This is a genomic window from Ruthenibacterium lactatiformans (assembly GCF_000949455.1).
In the GTDB taxonomy this organism is placed as follows: domain Bacteria; phylum Bacillota; class Clostridia; order Oscillospirales; family Ruminococcaceae; genus Ruthenibacterium; species Ruthenibacterium lactatiformans.
The window spans coordinates 1-20610 of record NZ_JXXK01000009.1 but is presented as its reverse complement, the minus strand read 5'-3'; the positions used below and the strand labels follow the sequence as shown (position 1 = coordinate 20610).

General features: G+C 59.6%; 19 protein-coding genes. 6 read left to right on the top strand and 13 right to left on the bottom strand.

The window, feature by feature from the left end; all coding sequences use genetic code 11:
* Nucleotides 1-69: 69 nt before the first annotated feature.
* The 3 genes from TQ39_RS08015 to TQ39_RS08005 form a co-directional block, all read right to left on the bottom strand.
* Entirely contained in the window at nucleotides 70-1527 is a 1458-nt protein-coding gene (locus TQ39_RS08015; protein ID WP_009323919.1) for a TrkH family potassium uptake protein, read from the bottom strand.
* 24 nt (nucleotides 1528-1551) lie between these two features.
* On the bottom strand, nucleotides 1552-2913 hold the full coding sequence (gene trkA / locus TQ39_RS08010; RefSeq protein WP_050005165.1) for a Trk system potassium transporter TrkA: 1362 nt from the start codon (nucleotides 2911-2913) through the stop codon (nucleotides 1552-1554).
* 218 nt (nucleotides 2914-3131) lie between these two features.
* Nucleotides 3132-4202, bottom strand: a complete 1071-nt coding sequence (locus TQ39_RS08005; protein WP_009323915.1) for a branched-chain amino acid aminotransferase — start codon at nucleotides 4200-4202, stop codon at nucleotides 3132-3134.
* Between the two features lie 295 nt (nucleotides 4203-4497).
* Between TQ39_RS08005 and TQ39_RS08000 the strand changes: the two genes are divergently transcribed.
* The gene (locus tag TQ39_RS08000) at nucleotides 4498-5169 is read left to right on the top strand and encodes an HAD family hydrolase (RefSeq protein WP_050005164.1); all 672 of its coding nucleotides are present in this window, start codon (nucleotides 4498-4500) and stop codon (nucleotides 5167-5169) included.
* A gap of 201 nt (nucleotides 5170-5370) precedes the next feature.
* Here TQ39_RS08000 and TQ39_RS07995 read toward each other — a convergent pair whose 3' ends face one another.
* The 6 genes from TQ39_RS07995 to TQ39_RS07970 all read right to left on the bottom strand — a co-directional run bounded on the left by TQ39_RS07995 (nucleotide 5371) and on the right by TQ39_RS07970 (nucleotide 11993).
* A complete protein-coding gene (locus TQ39_RS07995) occupies nucleotides 5371-5715 on the bottom strand; it encodes a helix-turn-helix domain-containing protein (RefSeq protein WP_050005163.1) in 345 nt (114 codons plus the stop codon).
* A gap of 222 nt (nucleotides 5716-5937) precedes the next feature.
* Nucleotides 5938-7728: a peptide ABC transporter substrate-binding protein gene (locus TQ39_RS21905; protein ID WP_050005162.1), complete on the bottom strand. Its 1791-nt coding sequence runs from the start codon at nucleotides 7726-7728 to the stop codon at nucleotides 5938-5940.
* A 200-nt stretch (nucleotides 7729-7928) separates the two neighbouring features.
* Entirely contained in the window at nucleotides 7929-8984 is a 1056-nt protein-coding gene (locus tag TQ39_RS07985) for an ABC transporter ATP-binding protein (protein WP_009323907.1), read from the bottom strand.
* Nucleotides 8981-9988, bottom strand: a complete 1008-nt coding sequence (locus tag TQ39_RS07980; RefSeq protein WP_009323905.1) for an ABC transporter ATP-binding protein — start codon at nucleotides 9986-9988, stop codon at nucleotides 8981-8983. Before TQ39_RS07980 ends, TQ39_RS07985 begins: the two co-directional genes overlap by 4 nt.
* A 21-nt stretch (nucleotides 9989-10009) precedes the next feature.
* Nucleotides 10010-11056 (bottom strand): ABC transporter permease, encoded by a 1047-nt coding sequence (locus TQ39_RS07975; protein WP_009323903.1) that lies wholly within the window; start codon nucleotides 11054-11056, stop codon nucleotides 10010-10012.
* A gap of 19 nt (nucleotides 11057-11075) precedes the next feature.
* Complete coding sequence (locus tag TQ39_RS07970) at nucleotides 11076-11993, bottom strand: ABC transporter permease (protein WP_009323902.1); 918 nt, start codon at nucleotides 11991-11993, stop codon at nucleotides 11076-11078.
* A 380-nt stretch (nucleotides 11994-12373) separates the two neighbouring features.
* Between TQ39_RS07970 and TQ39_RS07965 the strand changes: the two genes are divergently transcribed.
* From TQ39_RS07965 to TQ39_RS07950, 4 genes are all read left to right on the top strand, one after another.
* Nucleotides 12374-12742 (top strand): hypothetical protein, encoded by a 369-nt coding sequence (locus tag TQ39_RS07965; protein ID WP_050005161.1) that lies wholly within the window; start codon nucleotides 12374-12376, stop codon nucleotides 12740-12742.
* 433 nt (nucleotides 12743-13175) lie between these two features.
* Nucleotides 13176-13805 (top strand): hypothetical protein, encoded by a 630-nt coding sequence (locus TQ39_RS07960; protein ID WP_050005160.1) that lies wholly within the window; start codon nucleotides 13176-13178, stop codon nucleotides 13803-13805.
* A 407-nt stretch (nucleotides 13806-14212) separates the two neighbouring features.
* Complete coding sequence (locus tag TQ39_RS07955; protein ID WP_009323896.1) at nucleotides 14213-15529, top strand: HD-GYP domain-containing protein; 1317 nt, start codon at nucleotides 14213-14215, stop codon at nucleotides 15527-15529.
* A 36-nt stretch (nucleotides 15530-15565) separates the two neighbouring features.
* Nucleotides 15566-16126 (top strand): DUF5317 domain-containing protein, encoded by a 561-nt coding sequence (locus tag TQ39_RS07950; protein ID WP_242853469.1) that lies wholly within the window; start codon nucleotides 15566-15568, stop codon nucleotides 16124-16126.
* 282 nt (nucleotides 16127-16408) lie between these two features.
* Here TQ39_RS07950 and TQ39_RS21220 read toward each other — a convergent pair whose 3' ends face one another.
* Nucleotides 16409-16576, bottom strand: a complete 168-nt coding sequence (locus TQ39_RS21220; protein ID WP_009323891.1) for a hypothetical protein — start codon at nucleotides 16574-16576, stop codon at nucleotides 16409-16411.
* A 130-nt stretch (nucleotides 16577-16706) separates the two neighbouring features.
* On the opposite strand from TQ39_RS21220, the gene TQ39_RS07945 reads away from it, so the two are divergent.
* Nucleotides 16707-18008 carry a sensor domain-containing diguanylate cyclase gene (locus tag TQ39_RS07945; RefSeq protein ID WP_050005158.1) on the top strand — a complete coding sequence of 434 codons (1302 nt, stop codon included), beginning with the start codon at nucleotides 16707-16709 and terminating at the stop codon, nucleotides 18006-18008.
* Nucleotides 18009-18109: 101 nt separating this feature from the next.
* Here TQ39_RS07945 and TQ39_RS07940 read toward each other — a convergent pair whose 3' ends face one another.
* From TQ39_RS07940 to TQ39_RS21445, 3 genes are all read right to left on the bottom strand, one after another.
* A complete protein-coding gene (locus TQ39_RS07940; RefSeq protein ID WP_050005157.1) occupies nucleotides 18110-19636 on the bottom strand; it encodes a glycosyltransferase family 39 protein in 1527 nt (508 codons plus the stop codon).
* A gap of 60 nt (nucleotides 19637-19696) precedes the next feature.
* Nucleotides 19697-20182 (bottom strand): YbaK/EbsC family protein, encoded by a 486-nt coding sequence (locus tag TQ39_RS07935; RefSeq protein ID WP_050005156.1) that lies wholly within the window; start codon nucleotides 20180-20182, stop codon nucleotides 19697-19699.
* A 235-nt stretch (nucleotides 20183-20417) separates the two neighbouring features.
* The coding region (locus tag TQ39_RS21445; RefSeq protein WP_207641400.1) for a hypothetical protein at nucleotides 20418-20610 on the bottom strand (193 nt) is incomplete at its 5' end.

Sequence of the window (20610 nt, the reverse complement as noted above, 5' to 3'; positions counted from 1 at the left end):
GCAAAAATGCAAACAGACGCGCCGCGGCAGCCTGTGCCGGGCGCGCCCAGAGGCGTCCGTATCCGGTTTTCAGCGCGTGCGGTTCCAGGTATGGCGGCTGAACAGCACAATAATGGGGAATATTTCCAGTCTGCCCAGAAGCATATCCAACGAAAGCACAACCTTGGAAAAAGTTGAAAACAGGGAATAGTTGCTGGCCGGCCCCACGAGGTCCAGCCCCGGGCCGATGTTGTTGAAGCATGCCAGCACGGCCGTCAGGTTCGTTTCCAGAGAAAAATCATCCACGGAGACGGCCAGAAAGCTGGCCACCGCGATGGCGCAGTAGGCTGCCATATAGACGTTCACACCGCGCAGCACCTCGTCCTTCACAACGCGGCCGTTCACGCGCACCACATTCACACTGCGCGGGCGCAGCATGCGGCGCACCTCAGCCGCAAGGCTCTTGAACAGCAGAAGCAGGCGCGCTACCTTGATGCCGCCGCCCGTGCTGCCCGCGGACGCGCCCACCACCATCAGAATGCACAGGATGGCCCGGGAGAGCTGCGGCCACAGGTTGAAATCTTCGGTGGCGAAGCCCGTGGTCGTCATCACGCTGCTGACGGTGAAGGACGCATGATGGAACGCCTCGCCGAAGCCGGAGAAAAGCGGCGTGATGTCCGCTGCAATGACAAACATGGCCGTAAGCATGATACCGCCGTACAAAAGCAGCTCTTCGTCCAGCAGCGCCCCGCGCCACTCCCGCAGCAAAAGCAGAAAATAGACGCTGAAGTTTACGCCGAACAGCGCCATGAACACCGTACACACATTCTGCAGGTACGGGCTGTAATCCGCCATGCTGTTGTTTTTGATGCCGAAGCCGCCCGTGCCCGCCGTACCGAAGGCCGTGCACAGGCTGTCGAACAGGGGCATGCCGCCCGCCAGCAGAAACAATACGCACAGGACGGTGAGCACGATGTATATCTTATACAGCAGGCTGGCCGTCTGGCGCATGCGGGGCACCATTTTACCCACGCTGGGGCCGGGGCTTTCGGCCCGCAGCAGATGGATGCTGTAACCCGCTCCCTTTCCCGTGGGCACCACGGCCAGCAGGAATACCAGCATGCCCATACCGCCCAGCCAGTGTGTAAAGCTGCGCCAGTACAGCAGCCCGTGGCTCATGGCCTCCACGTCTGTCAGAACAGACGCGCCTGTGGTGGTAAAACCGGACACCGTCTCAAAAAACGCGTCTACATAATGCGGTATCTCGCCCGAGATGTAAAACGGCAGCGCGCCCATGGCCGAGAGCAGGATCCAGCCCAGGGCCACGATGATGAAGCCCTCTTTGGCGTAAAACTCCCGCGTGGCCTTCGCACACACGCCGTACAGCGCGCCGGACAGCGCCAGCAGCAGCGCCACCGTCCACAAAAAGCCCCGCAGGGGTGCGCCCGTCTCGCCGTAAACAAAGCACACGGCAATGGCTGGCAGCATGAAAAGCGCCTCCAGGAAAAAGAGCACGCCAACCAGCTTGCCGATCATTTTCTTGTTCATTCGTTCCTCCGGGAATGCCGGCCCTCAGTCGGCAAAAATGTCATTCAGGTCGTTGATGGGCTGGCCGCTCGTCGTGACGACGATGACGGTGTCCCCGGCCTGGAACACGTCGCTGCCCCGCGGGATGATGGTGCGTCCCTTGTGGGTGATGCAGGCGATCAATATCTCGGGCTTAAGCTGAATGTCCAAAAGTGTCTCGCCCAGGTGGCGCGTGGTCTCGGATGCGCGGAATTCCAGCGCCTCGGCCTTGCCCTCCACCATGCGGTGCAGCGTAATAACGCTGCCGCCCGTGGTGTTCTGCATGGCGCGCACATAGCGCACGATGTCCGTGCTGCACAGCGCCTTGGGGCTGATGAACGTGTCGATGCCCATGCTCTTGAAGGCTTCCACATATTCGGTGCGGTTCACCTTTGTGATGACTTTTGGCACCCCGATGTGGCTGGCATACATGGAAATGATGAGATTCTCCTCATCCATATTCGTCAATGTGATGACCGCGTCCGTGGAGCTGATGCCCTCTGCAGCCAGAATGTCCTGCCGGGAGCCGTCGGCTTCGATGATGACGGCGCTGGGAAGCAGCTCAGCCAGCTCCACACAGCGCTCATGGTTCTGCTCGATGATCTTGACGCCCAGCCCCGCGTGCAGGCAGCGCATGGCCAGATAATAGGCGATGCGGCTGCCGCCCACGATGATGGCGTTGCGCACCTTCTGCTTGACAATGCCAAGATGCTTGATGAGCTGGGCAAGGTCCTGAGAATCGGCAGTGACATAGATATTGTCCCCCGCCTGCAGCGTGAAGCTGCCGTCCGGGATATGCACGGTGCCGCCGCGCTCCACCACGCACACAAGCACGCGCACCCGCGCGATCTCATACAGGCGGTTGAGCGGGATGCCCGCCAGCTTGGAATCCTCGCCCACATGGATCTCTACGATCTCCACACGGCCCTTGGCAAAGGAATCCCGCTTGAGAAATGAGGGGAACTGCAGCAGGTGATGGATCTCCCGCGCGGCCGCAAGCTCCGGATTGATGGTCATGGAAAGGCCCAGCTCGTCCCGCATCAGCACCAGCTGCTCGGCATATTCGGGGTTGCGCACCCGGGCAATGGTGTGCTTTGCGCCCAGCTTTTTTGCCACGATGCAGGTGAGCAGGTTCGTCTCGTCCCGGCTGGTGGCGGCAATAAGCAGATGCGCGTCTTCCACACCCGCCTCTTTCAGCACGCCGATGGACGCGCCGTTGCCGTGCACCACCATCACATCATAGGATTCCAGGCTCTGCTCCAGCACCTTGGGGTTTGAGTCGATAACCGTGATATCGTGGCCCTCGCTGGAGAGCTGTTCCGTAAGGGCGACGCCTACCTTGCCGTCGCCCACAATAATGATCTGCATATTTCCGTCCCTTTTCCCTCCGGCCGCGCAGATAAACGCGGTGTTAAAGTTTTTCCAAAGGTATTAAGATTTTATGAATGCGCCTGTCGCATGAGTATTATAGCACAAAAAAAACGTATTGCAAGGAAAGGGGCTCTTCGTACGCGGTTTCCCCTGTAAAGCAGCCGCGCGGCGGGCCAAAAAGGCCCGCCGCGCGTTCGTTTTGTTCCGTTCCCGCGTTATTCCACTTCCTGCGTCCAGCCCATATCGTCGGGCAGCGTGCCCCACTGGATGCCGGTGAGCGTGTCGTACAGGCGCTGGGTGACAGGGCCTGTCTGGAAGCCGTTGATGGTGAGCACCTCGTCCTCGTAGCGCAATTCCCCCACGGGGCTGATGACCGCCGCTGTGCCCGTGCCGAACACCTCTTCCAGCTTGCCCTCCTTGCCTGCGCGGATGACGTCCGCGATGGGCAGGCGGCTCTCACAGTCCACCTTATAGCCCCATTTTTCCAGCAGCTCGATGCAGCTCATGCGCGTGATGCCCGGCAGCACCGTGCCCACGCAGGGCGCGGTGCGGATGACGCCGTCGATTTTGAAGAAGCAGTTCATGCTGCCCACTTCCTCCACGTACTTGCGCTCCACACCGTCCAGCCACAGCACCTGGCTGTAGCCCAGGTCATGGGCCTTCATCTGGCCGATCAGGCTGGCCGCATAGTTGCCGCCGCATTTGATGTAGCCCGTACCGCCCGGCGTAGCGCGGACATACTCGTCCTCCACATAGATCTTCACCGGATTCATGCCCTCCGCGTAATACGCGCCGGAGGGCGAAGCGATGATGATGAACTGATAGCTTGCACTGGGCTTCACGCCCAAATGCGCCTCGGTGGCGATGGTGAACGGGCGCAGATAGAGGCTGGTGTCCGGTTCTCCGGGCACCCAGTCTTTGTCCACGCTGACGAGCGCCTTGACAGCCTGTACGAAATCCTCCACGGGGATTTCCGGAATGCACAGGCGCCTATGGGTGCTCTGCATGCGGGCGGCGTTCTTTTCCGGCCGGAACAGCAGCACGCGGCCATTCGCAGCACGGTAGGCTTTCATGCCCTCAAAGCACTCCTGCGCATAATGAAACACCAGCGCGGCCGGGTCCAGCTCCAGGGAATGGTACGGCTCGATGCGCGGCGAGTGCCAGCCACGGCCCTCGGTGTAGTCCATGATGAACATATGGTCCGTGTAATGGTTGCCGAAGCCCAGATGCTTCTCGTCCGGCTTTGCCTTCGGCGCGGTGGTCTTTGTCACTTTGATGTCCAGCATACTTTTCCCTCTTCCATTGATGGCTGCGCGCAAAACCGCACAGCGGCAAAGTTCCACACCCGGCGCGCAAAAGAACCGCGGGGGCTGGTTTTACTCTATTTTAGCCGCCCTGCGGCCATTTTACAAGGGGCAGACCGCTGAAAATGTGTAAATCCGCCATTTTTTCCGCGCTAAGGCATATTTCCGCTCCACCGTCCCGCGGCGGGCGGTTTGCTTTTCGCACCGCTTCGTGTATAATGAAAAGCGGTTCGGCAACGGCCGGGCCGCACAGGAATGAAGAGAGGTTGGGAAAGCAATGGAACAGCAGATCCGCGCCGTCCTGTTCGACATGGACGGCCTGATGTTCGACACCGAGCGTCTGGGAGACGAGGTGTGGCGCGCCGTGGCGGGCAAATACGGCGTGACGATGACGCCGGAGGATGTCTCTCTGCTGCGGGGGCGCAACTACGAAAGCGGCCGCCGTGCATTTTTGGAACGCTTCGGCGCCGGGTTCCCCTACGACGACATGTCCGCAGAGGTATGGCGCGAGGTGGAAGCAAGGCTGGAGCACAGCGTGCCGCTGCGGCCGGGGCTGTTCGAGCTGCTGGACGCGCTGCGCGCCCGGAACTGCAAAATGGCCGTTGCTTCCTCCACAGACAGCGCCCGCGTGCTGCACAATCTGGAGACCGCCGGCGTGCGCGGTTACTTTTCCGCCGTCATCGGCGGCGACCAGGTGACGCATTCCAAGCCGGAGCCGGAGATTTTTCTGAAAGCCGCGGCGGCACTGGACACACCGCCCGGGCTGTGCATGGTGCTGGAGGATTCCTACAACGGCGTGCGGGCGGGCGCTGCCGCCGGGTGCTTCACTGTGATGGTGCCGGACATGGACCCGCCCACACCCGAAATGGAGCGGCTGGCCTGGGCCATCGTGCCCGGGCTGACGGATGTTGCGCGCCTGCTGGAGCAGACGGACCTGCAAAAGCGGTGACAAAACGCCGCCCGCTTTCCTCGAAAATAATATTGTATAAAGAAAACAGCCCTGCGGAACAGCATTTTGTTCCCCGGGCTGTTTTTTCGTATGTCCGCCGGGCCGCGCACAGGGCCGTTTTCCTGCCGGAGATCCGTTCCACGCAGCGTTTTACCCGCTCCCCTGGCCGCGCTCTCCCGCCTTTTTCGAAAAACGCATGCGTCAGCATTCCGGCGGCTCTGCATCCAAACGGTCCATCTCTGCAAACAGGCTTCGCACCAGGCTGACCGCCAGCATACGCTGGCGGGGCGAGCGCCCCTGCACCAACGCAGCAAGACACGCTTCCGCGTCTCCGCCGGGCGCGCCGCCCAACACCAGCAGGTCCAGGCTTACGTGCAGCGTCTGCGAGAGCTTTACCAGCGTCTCCAGCCCGGGCGCGCGGCTGCCGGATTCCAATTGGCTTACAAACACCGTGGATACACCGATCTTCTCCGCCAGCTTTTCCTGCGTGAGCCCCGCGTCCCGGCGTGCAAGCCGGATGCGCGTGCCGATCTCCCGATTGTCCATCTCGCACCGTCCCGTTGTCGTGTTTTGATATTAGCTTACAGCTAATGTTAATCTTTTGTAATAAACTGACAGCTAATTTATTATTGCTATAAGTTAATATATGTGATACAATGAGTTTAACGCTTCGCGGGATACTCTTGCCCCCGCCCTTCCGGCGCTCCAGGCATGCCGGTACAAAAAAACGCCGCATCCGAAGATGCGGCGTTGTAAGAAAGCAGCTGCTTACGCGGCAGCGGAAGTGCTGGCGCTCTCAGAGGTGCTGGCGGAAACAGACTCCGCAGCAGACTCGGAGGTGCTGGCAGAGGAAGCGTCGGCGGCCGGAGCAACATACTCCTCACCGTTGATCGCCTCGGTGTAGCCGGCGATGCACTCGAACATATACGCGTAGTCGGCGCCCGTGGCCGGGTCAACAGCGCGCTGCCAACTGTAAACGAAGTCATGAGCCGTCAACGGGGTGCCGTCGGACCATTTCAGGCCCTCGCGCAGATGGAACGTATAGGTCAGGCCGTCCTCGCTGATCTCAACGCTCTCCGCCTGGCCCGGGGTCGGGGTGGTGCCGTAGGCAACCGTGTACAGGCCTTCAAAAGCGTGGTCAATCATTGTGCCGCCGTCCACAGCACTGTTCAGCGCCGGGTCGATGGTGTCGGGGTCCGGGCCGGTGCAAACCTTCAGCGTATCCGTGCCGTTGCTCGCGTTCATGAAGAACTTGAAGCCCAGCGGGGAGGTGCTCAGGTTTTCCAGGTTCTGCTGGGCCATATAAATATCCACATAGTAGTAAATCGGGCACAGCATCCACTCGTCGAAGATGATGTCCTCAGCCTGATGCATCATCTCCATGCGCGCCTCAGCGTCGCCGGAGGACTTGATCTGCTTGATCAGGCTGTCGAACTCGGCGTTGGACCACTGGGCGTCGTTGTTGCCGCCGCCGGTGATCCACATATCCAGGAAGCTGATGGGGTCGTTGTAGTCGCCCAGCCAGCCGTTGCGGGCAACCTGATAGTCGCCGTTCTTACGGGTGTTCAGGAAGGTGGCCCACTCCTGGCTCTCCAGCGTCACTGTGGCGCCCAGCTGGCCCCACATCTGCTGCAGCGCCTCGCCGATCTGCTGATGGCCGGTGCCTTCGTTGTACAGATAGGTGATGGTGGGCAGGCCCTCGCCGTTGGGATAGCCGGCCTCAGCCAGCAGCTCCTTGGCCTTGGCCAGATTGGCCTCGTTGGCCCCGGCGGTCGGGTCATAATAGTCGCCGCCCACTTCGCGGAAGGAAGAGCCTTCCGCAGCATCGCTCAGGCCCTCGGACACGAACGCGCCGGCCGGGATCTGGCCGGATTTGCCGATCTGCTTGCAGATATAGTCGCGGTCGACCGCCAGCGTGAACGCCTGGCGGACCAGAGGATCGTCAAACGGAGCAGCCTGCGTGTTGTAGCTCACATAGTAGGTGCCGATCTGCCCCTCTTTGTGGAACTCCGGCGTGGAAGACAGCGCGTCGATCTCATCGTTGGGGACAGCGTCGATGAAATCCAGTTCGCCGGACTGGAATGCCGTCAGCTGGGCTGCGTCATCCTCCATCAGCGTGAACTGCAGGGTGTCCGGGCCAGCCAGGCTGTCCACGTTCCAGTAGTTCTCGTTCTTGACCATCGTGATGTGGGAGCTGGGCACCCACTCAGCAATCTTGTAGGGGCCGTTGCCGATGTAGGTGGCAGCGTCCACAGCCCAGGCTTCGCCGTTTGCCTCAACAGTCGCCTGCTGAACGGGAGCATACGCGGGGAACGCGGTCAGCTCCAGGAAATACGGCGTGCGGGCCGTCAGCGTGACCTGCAGCGTGTTGTCGTCCAGAGCTTTGACCTGCAGCGCATCCGGATTGTAAGCCGGAGCGGCGTCGGAAGCAGAACCGGACGAGGAAGAGCCCGCGGGAGCGGAGCTCGCAGTACCGGTCGAGGACGTGCTGCCGCCGCAGGCCGTCAGGCCCAGGCTCAGCACCATGACGACGGCCAGCACAAGTGCCAGTTTCTTCATAGTGAACTTTCCTCCTCAAAAATTGTTTATTCAACATTTCACACATGGCGCACCCATAGCATGCCCCAAGGTGAATTGTTTACAATTATACACGCGCGGACGCGCCGCGCAACGCTTTTTTGCAAATTGTCACTTTTTTGCAACTTTATTATAATAAAGCAGCGGGGCGGAAAAACGGCGCTTTCAGCGCCTTTTTCCATTTATTTCACTTTGTCCAGATGGTGGCAGGCGGCATAGTGTCCGCCAGACACCTCGCGCCATTTGGGTTCCTCTGCGGCACACTGCTCGTCTGCGTAGGGGCAGCGGGTGCGGAAGCGGCAGCCGGAAGGCGGGTTCAGCGGGCTGGGCACATCGCCTTCCAGCACGATGCGCCGGGATTCCCGGGCCGTCTTGGGGTCCGCCACCGGAATTGCGGAGATCAGGCTCCGGGTGTAGGGGTGAACGCTGTGGAAGGTCAGCTCATAGCTGTCGGCCAGCTCCACCAGCTTGCCCAGGTACATCACGCCGATGCGGTCCGAAATATGCTTCACGACCGAAAGGTCATGGGCGATGAACAGGTACGTCAGGCCGTACTGGTCCTGCAGATCTTCAAACATATTGACGACCTGTGCCTGAATGGAAACATCCAGCGCCGAGATGGGCTCGTCGCAGACGATAAACTGCGGGTCCACAGCCAAAGCGCGGGCGATGCCGACGCGCTGGCGCTGGCCGCCGGAGAATTCGTGCGGATAGCGGTTGGCATGCTCGGAGTTCAGGCCCACACGCTCCAGCATTTTAATAATGCGCTCCCGGCGGTCCGCCTTGGAGGACGCAAGCTTGTGGATGTCGATGGCCTCGCCCACGATGTCGCCCACCGTCATGCGGGGGTCCAGGCTGGCATAGGGGTCCTGGAACACGATCTGCATCTTGCGGCGGTACGGCAGCATGTTCACGGCCGTCTTTTTGCCGAATTTCGGCTTGCCGCTTTCGTCCAGCACCGGGGTTCCGTCCTCGTTGTACAGCGGCACATTTCCGCTGTCAAACAGCGTTTCGCCGTCATAGAGGATACGGCCTTTCGTCGGCTCGTACAGGCGCAGCAGCGTGCGGCCCGTGGTGGTCTTTCCGCAGCCGGATTCGCCCACCAGCCCCAATGTCTCGCCCTTGTTGATGGCGAATGAAACGTCGTCCACGGCCTGAACGTACTTTTTGTTTTTGCCCATGCCGCCGGCGGGGAAATATTGCTGGAGGTGCTGTACCTCTACCAGTTTTTCACTCATTGTACATTCCCTCCCTGTGCGGCTTCAAACTCCGCCTTTTGGCAGAGCCAGCACTGCGTGTAGTGCGTGTCGCTGAAATCGGTGCGCGGCGGCATCTCGCGCAGGCACACTTTCATGCACGCGCCGCAGCGCGGCGCGAACGGACAGCCCTTGGGCGGGTTGAGCATGTCCACGGGTGTGCCCTCAATGGGCACCAGGCGCTCATGATCCTTGGAATCCAGACGCGGGATACTGCGCAGCAGGCCCTTTGTATACTCATGCTTGGGTTCGTAGAAAATTTCGTCCGTGGTGCCGTATTCGACAATCTTACCCGCATACATGACGGCGATCTTTTCGCACATGCGCGCCACGATGCCCAGGTCATGGGTGATCATGATGATGGCCATGCCCAGCTTTTCCTTCAGGTCCATCATCAGCTCCAGGATCTGAGCCTGTATGGTCACGTCCAGGGCGGTGGTCGGCTCGTCTGCGATCAGCAGCTTGGGCTCGCATGCCAGCGCAATGGCGATCATCACGCGCTGGCGCATGCCGCCGGACAGCTCGTGGGGGTACTGCTTCAGGCGCTTTTCGGGCTCGTTGATGCCCACCAGCGTCAGCAGCTCCTTGGCCCGCTCGTTGGCTTCTTTTTTGGACTTGCCCGTGTGCAGCAAAATCACCTCACGGATCTGGTTGCCGATGGTGTACACCGGGTTCAGGCTGGTCATGGGGTCCTGAAAGATGATGGAGACCTCGTTGCCGCGGATCCTGCGCATCTCCTTTTCACTCATATCGTTGATGTGATGGCCGTTGAAGTCCAGTGTACCGCCGATCAGGCGGCCGGGATAGGCCGTCAGGCCCATCAGGCTGTACGCCGTGACGGATTTGCCCGAACCGGACTCGCCCACGATGCCCAGCACTTCGCCCTCTTTTAGATGGATGGACACGCCGCCCAAAGCCTTCACTTCGCCCGCGGGGGTGAAGAAGGAAAGGCGCTCGTCCTTGATGTCTACCAAATATTCACTCATGTGTGCGTCCCTTCCTTTCGTTTAGTTTTTCAGCTTCGGGTCGAATGCATCGCGCAGGCCGTCGCCGAACAGGTTGAAGCTGAGGATGACGACGGAGATGGCGATGGCCGGCGCGAACAGGCGGTACGGATAGCTCTGCAGACCGTCGATGGCCGTGCTGGCCAGGCTGCCCAGCGATGGCATGGGCGCGGAAACGCCGATGCCCAGGAACGAAAGAAAGCTCTCGGTAAAGATGGCCGAAGGGATCTGCAGTGTGGTGGTGACGATGAGCGTGCCGATGCAGTTCGTCAGAATGTGCTTTTTGATGATGCGGCCCGTGCCGGCGCCAAGAGCGCGGGCGGCGGTGACGTACTCGCTCTCCTTCAGCGTGAGCACCTGGCTGCGCACGATGCGCGCCATACCCACCCAGTACAAAAGAGCGAATACGATCAGGATGCTGATGAGCGGCACGCCAATGATGTTGATCCAGCCGAAGCCCGGCTTTTCCGCCAGAGACTGCAGCGGGTATTTCAGCGTAGAGGCCAGCAGGATGATGATGAGCAGGTCCGGCACGGTGTAGATGATGTCCACGATACGCATCATGAACAGGTCTACCTTGCCGCCCAAAAAGCCGGCAACAGAGCCATAGACCGAGCCGATGAGCAGCACCAGCACGCTGGCCAGCAGGCCAACAGACAGGGAAACACGGGTGCCCATCATAACGCGGACGGCATAGTCGCGCCCCAGGGAGTCCGTGCCCAGAATGTGGGGAAACACCTTTTCGCCCGCGGCCATGGCGGCCTGCTCCGCCTCGGAATACTGCATGGGGCCCAGGTTCTCGCTGCCGCGGATCTGAGTGGCGTAATCGTAAGGGTAAAACGCCGGCACGATAAACGCCAGGATCAGCACGATGATCAGCACCGCAAGGCTCACCATGGCGATGGGGTTTTTCCGCAGACGGCGCAGACCGTCCTTCCAGAAGCTGACGCTTTCGCGCATGACGGACAGGCTTTCCTTTTCGGAATCGCTGGCGGGCGCAAAGTCGTCGACGTTGAGCTGCATGCTCAAGATCTGTTTTTTGTTTTCCATTCCTTCGCTCTCCTCCCGCTTATTTCAGCTTGATCCGCGGATCGATGATCTTGTACACGATGTCCACGATCACGTTCATCGTGATGATGAGCGTGGCCAGGAAGATCGTGGTTCCCATGATGACCATATAATCGCGGCCGGTGATAGAGCTGACGAAGCTGTCGCCCAGGCCCGGGATCGTAAAGATCTTTTCAACGATCAGGCTGCCCGTGAGCGTATAGGCCAAAGCCGGCCCCAGATAAGTGACGACAGGCAGAATGGCATTGCGCAGCGCATGCTTAAACAGGCTCTTGCCCTGGGAAAGACCCTTGGCGCGGGCGGTGCGCATGTAATCCTGCCCCAGCACATCCAGCATGGAAGAGCGCATCAGGCGGCAGATGTACGCCGTGGGGTAGAAGCCCAGAGCGATGACCGGCATAATATAGTTTTTCCAGCCCGTAAGGCCGTAGGACGGCAGCCACCCCAGCTTCAGGCTGAATATATACAATAATATGGTACATACAACAAAGCTCGGCACCGCGATGCCGCAGGTGGCAATAACAATAATGACGTTGTCGATCCACTTGCCGCGGTTGAGCGCCGCCACACTGCCCAGCACCACGCCCACGACGACGGCAATGGCCAGCGCGATGCCGCCGATGCGCGCCGAAACCGGGAACCGGGAACCGATGATCTGGGCGACCGTGCGGCCGCGCTGCTTGATGGACGGGCCCAGCTCGCCCTGCAGCAGGTTGAGCATGTAGTTCTTGTACTGCACGATCACCGGTTTATCCAGGCCGTACTTTTCCTCCATGGCCGCAAGCACCGCCGGGGACGGCGATTTTTCGGACAGGAACGGCCCGCCCGGAACCAGGAACATGAGGAAGAAGGTGAGCATCGACACGATGACCAGCGTCACCAATGCCAACGCAACGCGCTTTGCGATATATTTCGCCATTTTGCCAACTCCTTTAAAGAAATAACGTTCCGCCCGGCCCGCGCGAGAGCCGCCGGAGCAAACTGTATTTTGCGCGCGCACACCGCAAAAAACAGCTTTTTGCCGCGCCCGCAGGAGAAAAAAGAATATAAACAAAAAATGGTGTCTAAAAACAACGTTTAAACACCATCGTTTAACATTCTCTGAATCATCATTTTAACAAGTTTTCTATGGTTTGTCAATTTTACTGCATGGATTTTTGTTGCCATGCGGCGACAAATGTTGCCAACGGATACATTTTTTTGAAAAAAAGCGTTTCTCTGTCCTCAATGTGCGTACACTCATAACACAAAAAAGCCCGCGGGCGGTTTCCCCAAAGGGAACGCCCGCGGGCTCACCGCGTGCAAAAAAGCAATTACGCAGCCGTGGAAGCGCTGGCGCTTTCGCTGCTGCTGGCGCTCTCGGCAACCTCAGAGGTGCTGGCGCTCTCAGAAGCGCTGGCAGACTCGGAAGTGCTGGCAGACGCAGAGGTGCTGGCCGGCTCGGAAGCGCTGGTGCTGGCCGGCTCAGACACAGACGTGCTGGACGGAGCTGTGGAAGCCGGAGCGCTGGAAGAGGAAGAGTCGGTGCCGCAGGCAACCAGAGACAGCGCCATCAGCGCCGCAACAGCAAGAACAAGAACTTTTTTCATAGTGAAAACCTCCATTTTTTCGATTCTTTATACAGCCTCTCTGCCCGCGCCGCAGAGTGCTGCGCAAGGGCATTTGTAAAGGCTGTGTCTGATTATAGCATTTTTTGCGTAAAGGACAAGATGTTTTTTGTGCATTTCAACGAATTGTAACTCTTCAAACACACTTTTTTCACAACATTCAGAAAATCGCTCAAAACATCTTCCGGCCGCGAAAGCACTTTTAGGCAGATTGGATATACATTGCGGATCCGGCGCTAAGCCCTGGGCATGCCGCAAAACACAAACTGCCCCCACGCGGCCGCTGAAAGCCGGGCTAAAACAGCAAAGGAAAAAATTTCCTGACTATATCAAGCTTAAATCCTGTTAAACACACCATTCAAAAAGTATTTTTTTTGAAATGCCCTTTTTGACCATGCATTCGTTGACAAGGGTGCCGTTCATGCGCTATGATGGTATTAAATTCGGCGTATTGATCCAGCCGCCCCGCGGCTGTGGATGGAGGGAAGCTGTGGATGTCCGGTACTGAAACGCTCTGGCAGGAGCTGATCTGCCGCCTGGAAGGCGTGCAGGCGGCCCAGGTGGTATTTGCCGAAAACGGCATGCCGTGCGAGATCCACGTGCTCGCCGGGCCCGAGAAAAGTTCGAAATCGCTGGTACGCGATATCCAGTCTGCTTTGACGGCGCAGTTCGGCGTACAGGTGGACCACCGCATCATCAGCGTTGCACAGCTCTCCGAGGGGCTTGCCCCCCGGGGGGATTTCCGTCTTGCCCATACGGGGCTGGAGATCAAAAGCGCGGGCGGGCGTGTGTCTGCTTCGGTAACGCTGGCGCGCGGCTGCGACACGTATACCGGCCACGGCGAAAGCGCGAATACGCCTTTTGCCCGGCGACGGTGCGTTTCCGAGGCCGCGCTTGCGGCAGTGAACCGCGCGGCGGGTGAAACCTGCTTCGAATTGGCCAGCGTGGATGCGGTGACGCTGGCGGGACAGGGTATCGTGGTGGCGCAGGTGTACAGCCTGCTGGATGGCCAACGCCTGCTTGGCAGCGCATTTTTAAATGAAGACCCCGACAATGCTGCGGTACACAGCGTATTGAGCGCGGTAAACCGCAGGCTTTCCGTTCTGCCCCACACGGCGGGGTAAAACGGGGCCGCTTTCCTTTGGTAAACAGGGGCGGGCCGGCACAGCGGAGCGGATATAGCATGCCCGGATAGCGGAGGGCAGAGTACCGTAAGGAGGCTATATCTGTTATGAAAAAGATCCTGTTTGCTCTGGCTTCTCTGTGCTCTTTGGTTCTCGCCAGCGGCGCTTTCTTCTGCGTAAGATAAGTACTTGAACGGGCCGGACACGGCCTGTTTCCCGGAGCCCTGCCGGCCGCCCTGTTTTTTGAAGTTTACGGCGCTTGTGTGCGCCATCTGGGATATATTTATATTGGGATATATTTATATAAGGTATATAGAAATCTGCGGCGCCGCCCTGCGGCGTCAAAAAACGGCGCATTTTGCGCCGGGCTGTGTGTGGCGCAGACCTGCGCCGGGAGGAAAACGGCTATGGACGAAAAAAAGCTGCGGGTATATACGACCGCCGTCTCCATTGCGGGGCTGTCGGTTTTTTTGCTTTCCCTTTGGGAGGTATATCCTTATTATCTGCCGGGCAGCAGCCGCGGGGATATCTGGAGCTACAGCCTGATGATGGTGCTGCTGATGGTGGTGTGCCGGATGCTGCCCATTTATTTCGCGGAAGACAAAACGCTGGAGATCAGCTTCGTGCCCGTACTGGCCTGCGCCATAACGGGCGGAGCGCCGCTGGCGGTGGTTCTGTTCGGGGTATCGACGCTTTTCACCGTGATGCAAAACCCCGCCACCAAGCATTATTACTGGCCATTGGCCCGTGAGCCCCGCAAGGAGCTGTTCAACACCGGGAACATCCTTGTTTCCATCAGCGCGGGCGGGCTGCCGCTTCTGTTGGCGGGCATGCCGGATAACCTGGCCTCTCTGCCCGCCCTTGGGCTTTCCCTGCTGTTCGCCGCACTGTGCATCCTTGTCAACCTGACGCTGTTCATCCTGTATTACCAGGTAGGCGGCATGGGCCAGTTCGGCACGCTGATGCGCCAGAATATCGGCGGCCTGCTGCCCAACATCATCGCCACCGTTCCGCTGGGACTGCTGCTGGGCATCGTCATCAACATGCCCAACAGCTACTTTTACATCGTGCTGTTCATGGCGCCGCTCATGCTGGCACGCTATTCCTTCAAGCTGTATCTGGACAGCAAATCCATGCATATGCGCACCATCGCCGCCCTGAGCATGGCCGTGGACGCCAAAGATCATTACACCCAGGGCCATTCCCGACGCGTAGCGTATTACAGCGAGGCCATTGCCCGCGCCATGCACAAATCTCCCAGCTTCGTGGCCGACGTCAAGACGGCCGCTCTGCTGCACGACGTGGGCAAAATCGGCATCGACGACGCCGTGCTCAACAAGCCCGCCGCTCTTACAGCCGAGGAATTCGAACTGATCCAGCAGCATCCTGTGATGGGGCGTAAGATCATCGACAGCATCCGTTTTTCCGACACGGTAAACGACGCGGTGCTGTATCACCATCACCGTTACGACGCCAAGGGCTATCCCGCCGAAGGTCCCGCTCCCGGCGAGCTGCCGCTCTCTGCGGCTATCCTTGCCGTTGCAGATACTTTTGACGCCATGACGTCGGACAGGCCCTACCGCAACGGCATGTCCCGCGAACAGGCGCTGGCTGTGATGCAGGAGGTGGCCGGTTCACAGCTCGACCCCAAGGTCGTGGAGGTATTCATTTCTCTGGCTCCAGAGCTGGACGCCGCACGCGAGCCTGAAGAAAGCCTGCTGTAGCCCGCGGGCTGTTCACGAAAGGAGGCGCACGGCTTGGTGCTGCTGGCATTCATTCTGTGCGGGCTGGCCGCCGGCCTTGCCTGCGGCGGCAGCCTGCGCGCGATGGCACAGCACAATATCGCGCTGCTGTGGCTTCCGGTGGCCGCCTATCTGTGCAAGGCTGCGGGGCCGTATGCAGCGCGTCTGTTCCCCGCGTTTGCGTCTTATGCGCCCCTGGCCGTATGTCTGCTGCATTATGGCCTGCTGTTTATTTTTGTGGCGGCCAATCTGCGCCGCGGTGTTTGGAGTTTTGTGTTCGGCGCCGGGGCCGGGATGAATTTTGCCGTTATTGCGCTGAACGGCGGCGCAATGCCTGTCTCCGCGCACGTGCTGGAGTCGGCCGCTGGCACCCGCCTGGCCGCGCAGCTCGCTTCTGGTGAGATCTTTGCCTACGCGCCTGTCACAGACAGCACGCGTCTTGTTTTTCTGGGCGATGTTCTGGCGCTGGAGCCGTTCGGGCGCCTGCTGGGCTTTGCCAGCATCGGGGACCTGGTGCTGGGAGTGGGCGCGGCGATGCTTTGCTTTACGATGCTGCGTCCCGCAAAACATTCGGTGTGACCGCTGTCTGTACGCACGCCGTCCCTGCCGGCAAACAAAGCGGTGCAGAAAACGCGGGCGGTGCTCCGGCTATAAGCGGCCCGTTCCGTTCGCCGCGGTATCTCCCAGTTGGGACCGCCGTTCCTTGCGGCCTAACACACGTTTTGTAGGATGTACCGGAACAAAGCGCCGATTGTTTTCAACGCGCGGTTTTATTTATGAACAGCTCTATAATGCTGCAAAATAAAAGGCCCCGATGCACGGACAGCGAAACAGTCCGTGCATCGGGGCCTTGGCGTATCCTTACACAGGAACTTCCCCATGCGCCTTTTCATACTCATTCACATATTTTTCCAACGCATACTCCATCTCTTTATTGGTAGAGCGTTTGTTCTCTATCGCAATGATTTTCAGCTTTGTGATCAAAGTCTCAGAAATGCGCAGGGAAAACGGTGCATAATAGTTTCCCACGGCACAGCCTCCATTCAAAGTGATATCAAAAGTATATCGTAATCACTTCAAATTATCCGAATGCATATTGATATCAAAACGAATTCATGCTATGCTTAAGAAGAAAGTTCTGGAAAGGAGTGCTGCGGCAATGGGCCCACAGGACCTGCTGGATGCGTTGGATGAGATCGTTTATGTGAGCGACCCGAATACATATGAATTGCTTTACGCCAACCGCCGCTGCCGTTCTCTGCTCCCCACCCGGGATTACAAGGGCAAGCCATGCTATGCACTGCTGCAGGGCCAGCCCGCCCCTTGTCCTTACTGCACCAATGCCCGGCTCACACCGGACAAATTTTACGTTTGGGAATTCAACAACCCTTCCATGGGGCGGCATTTTCTTTTGAAAGACAAACTGATTGATTGGGACGGACGTCCGGCGCGGCTGGAGATCGCGGTGGATATCACCGAACAGGAGCTGCTGAGCCGGGACACCGCCCGCAAGCTGGAGACCGAGCGAACATTGGTGGAATGCATCCGCCGCCTGATGGACGCGGCATCCTCCCGCGAGGCCGCGCAGGCCGTGCTGTCCTGTGTCGGCGGTTTCTATCAGGCATCTCACGCGTTCCTGCTGGAGCTACATGCTTCCGGCAGAAGCGTGCACTGCACCCAGCTGTGGACGGCCGCCGACGCGGAACCTCTGGAGTTTCCTTCGATCTCTCTGTCCAACGGATCGCTGCTCAACCGATTGCTTGAATCGCCTCAGGCACAATGTATCCTTGCGGAGCGGCTGGGCCCTGAATACCGTCAGGTCGCGGCACAGATGCAGGATGCCGGGGTCAGCGCCCTGCTATTTGCGCCGCTGCCGCACACGTTCGGCCGCGGCCTGCTGGGCGTTGCAAATGCCGCCTCCGGCATTGACGATACACGCGTGCTGGAATCGCTGGCCTACTTTGTCGGTTCCGAACTGTCGCGCCGGCGCCTGCAGTCCCGTCTGGAATACCAAAACCGTCACGACGCGCTCACCGGGCTGGAAAACCGTCTGCAATACCAGCGTTTTCTGGCCGGTCCCATTCCCGCCGGCCCCATCGGCGCGGTATTCTGCGACATCAACAGCCTCAAGCAGATCAACGACCGCTACGGCCACAGCCGGGGCGACGCCGTTATCATGCAGACAGCAGACGTACTGCGCGCCTGCTTCCCCGGCGCGCACATCTACCGCATGAGCGGTGATGAATTCGTCGTGCTGTGCCCGGGTGTGACGCAGGCCCGGTTCGAGACAATGCTCGCGAAAGCCCGCGACCGCCTTGCCAGTGAAACAGACTACGGCGTTTCGTTGGGCGGAGCCTGGCACGCCTGCGCCCGGGAAGATCTTGACGAGCTGGTGCGCGCTGCCGACGAGAGCATGTATGCGGACAAGCAGGAGCATTACGGCGTACCGGAGCATGGCTGACACGGCCGCGCATATGCGCGAGGAACTTTTTGAAAAAACGCCCCGCCCCGGGATACCCCGGCGCGGGGCGTTTGCCTTTGCTCCAGCCAAACACGGATGCTTCATCCGGGTATACTTTCACCGCCTGTACCGCGCTGTTTGCAGCCCCACCCAGGCAGGCGACCGGCCATTCCCCACGCGGCCGCAGCAAACAGCAGGAGCAGCACCGGCACATAATTGACCAGATAACGGCTGCGCGCCTCCCATATCAACAGAAAGAAAAACAGCCCGCAGACTGAGAGCCGCGCGGCAAACAGCACGTCTCGGCTCTGCTTTTGCAGCGCGCCGGCCAAAAGATACAGCAGCATGCAGAGCATCAATCCGTTGGCATAGCGCAGGAACAGCGAAAAGTGCGCCCTGCCTTCAAAAAAAATTTCCGCCCAGAAGCTATGCGGCTGGGTCGGTCCCATGGCCAATTTATGCGGCAGATAATAGGTGCCCTCGCCCCACGTATAACCGATCTTATCCAGTGCGTGCCGCACCAGACCCGCGGGCCCCATCTCCTTCAGGCGCGCGGCGATCTCGTCCCGGATAAGCGCCTTGCGCGTCTCACCGTCCGGCGCAGAAAATGTCAACACATAATCCTCGTTGTTGTACCCGCCGTTTCCCGCGAGGCCCATCATTATCCAATGCGTTTTGGGTATCTCATCCCCCGGCTGCGCCTTACGGAACGCACCGCTGTGCGCGGCCGCAAAGCTGCCCGCATTCACGCCCGCCACCACGGCGGCCAACAAAGCCAGCGCTGCCAGTCGCTCCCGCAGCTTTGGGAACGAGATCATCCAATCCAGCACCACGGCGATGACCATGATAACGACGGTCACTTTAAGCAGCGTCCCCAAAACGCCCAGCACAAAAACAGCCGCCAGCGGGCCCCGGCCCGGCCGCCCCTCCCGTCGGGCCGCGCGCAGGCGCAGCCAGCAGTACAATATGGCAATGGGAATGGGCGCGGTGACGGTATCCGTATAATAGACGGGCGCATACAGCAAAAACGGCGCTGTGGCCGCACCCAGCAGCAGCGTCAGCGCGCCGGCCCGACGGCCCAGCAGACGCGCGGCGCATAGGTACAGAAAGAACAGTGCAAGCTGCAGCAGCACCGCGCCGAAGCGCATGCCCCAAACCAGCAGCTCATACTCCTCCGTCACACCACAGGCCCGCAGCAGACGAAACAACTCCGCCAACAGCAGCATGAGCGGCTGGTTGTTGGGGAAATTGTTGAAATAAATACCGCCCTGCGCACCGTCTGCCGCAAAGTCCAGCGCGGCGCGCAGCACGATGCCGAAATCCCAGTCTCCGGTGGCACCCACCACCAGCGCCCTGCCCACATGGGCCTGCGCCAAAAAGCACAGCGTGAAAAACGCCGCCAGCAGCGTCCGGCGCAGCCTTTTGCCCGGGGCGGGCAGCAGGCGCAGCAGCCACGCGGCGCACAGCACGCCCACAGCCAGCGCCAGCCCCCCGGCCAGCAGGCTCCGCGGGCTTTGCGTGCCGAACACGTTCTGGTTGCAGAAAACCGCACACAGCACGATGACGGCGAACAGCAGCGCAAACGCGCCTGTAAACGCCCGTTTGAGTTTTTCACCCGCTTCGTCCATGGCTTCCTCCTGCTTTCCAGCGTCCCTGTGGGCACACGCTCTTTCTTCGAAAAAGGCCTTTCAGCCTTCCCTTTCCGCCCGCCATCCCTTGCAGACATCCACCCATGCATCGAAACGGGAATACTGTTCCAGCTCCGAGATGGTCAGTTCAATGGCACTGTTGCTGCTGCCGCAGGCGGGGAACACTGTTTCAAACCGCCGCAGAGAAGCATCCAGATATATTTTTACGCCCGGGTTGACAGCAAAGGGGCATACGCCGCCCACAGCGTGGCCCACCATCGCCTCCACTTCGCCGGGGGTGAGCATCTTTGCCTTGGTGTGAAACTGCGCCTTGAAGCGTGGATTGTCCACCTTGGCGTCGCCCGCCGCCACCACCAGCGCACAACCGCCGTCCACCAGGAACGACAGCGTTTTTGCGATGCGCTCGGGTGCGCAGCCCAGCGCCTGCGCGGCCAATTCCACCGTGGCGCTGGATACATCAAATTCCCGGATGCGCGCAGCGGCGCCGAAACTTTCAAAATATTCCCGTACCTTTTCAATTGCCACGTTCCCTCTCCCCTTCTGTGCCGCAGAGCAGATCTTTTCCGCCGCAGCTATAAAACTGAACCCATTGTAACAAATAACCGTCAGAAATGCAAAAATTTGTTTGGTCGTCCCGGCTGCGGGCAGCCTGAAAAAGGGGTGGTGACTGCGCCCGCAGGCGCGTGCCGGAGCGGTGCGAAGCCTCCCTTGCGGACAACCGCGCTGAAAGCGCGGCTCTTAGCGCGCAGATGCCCCTTTTTTATTTAAAATAACCCCGCGACGTCCCGCAGGGCCAGTGCCGAGGCGTGTAGAGCGAAGCGACCGCCGAAAACCGCCGTGCGCAGCGAACGGGGCCAAAGGTCCTGTCCGCAGGCAGCTTGGCGGGAAAGCGCAGCTTTTTCGACAAGCCAAAAGGCGGCGCAGCAAAACTGAACAGCACCCCATTTGTTAGG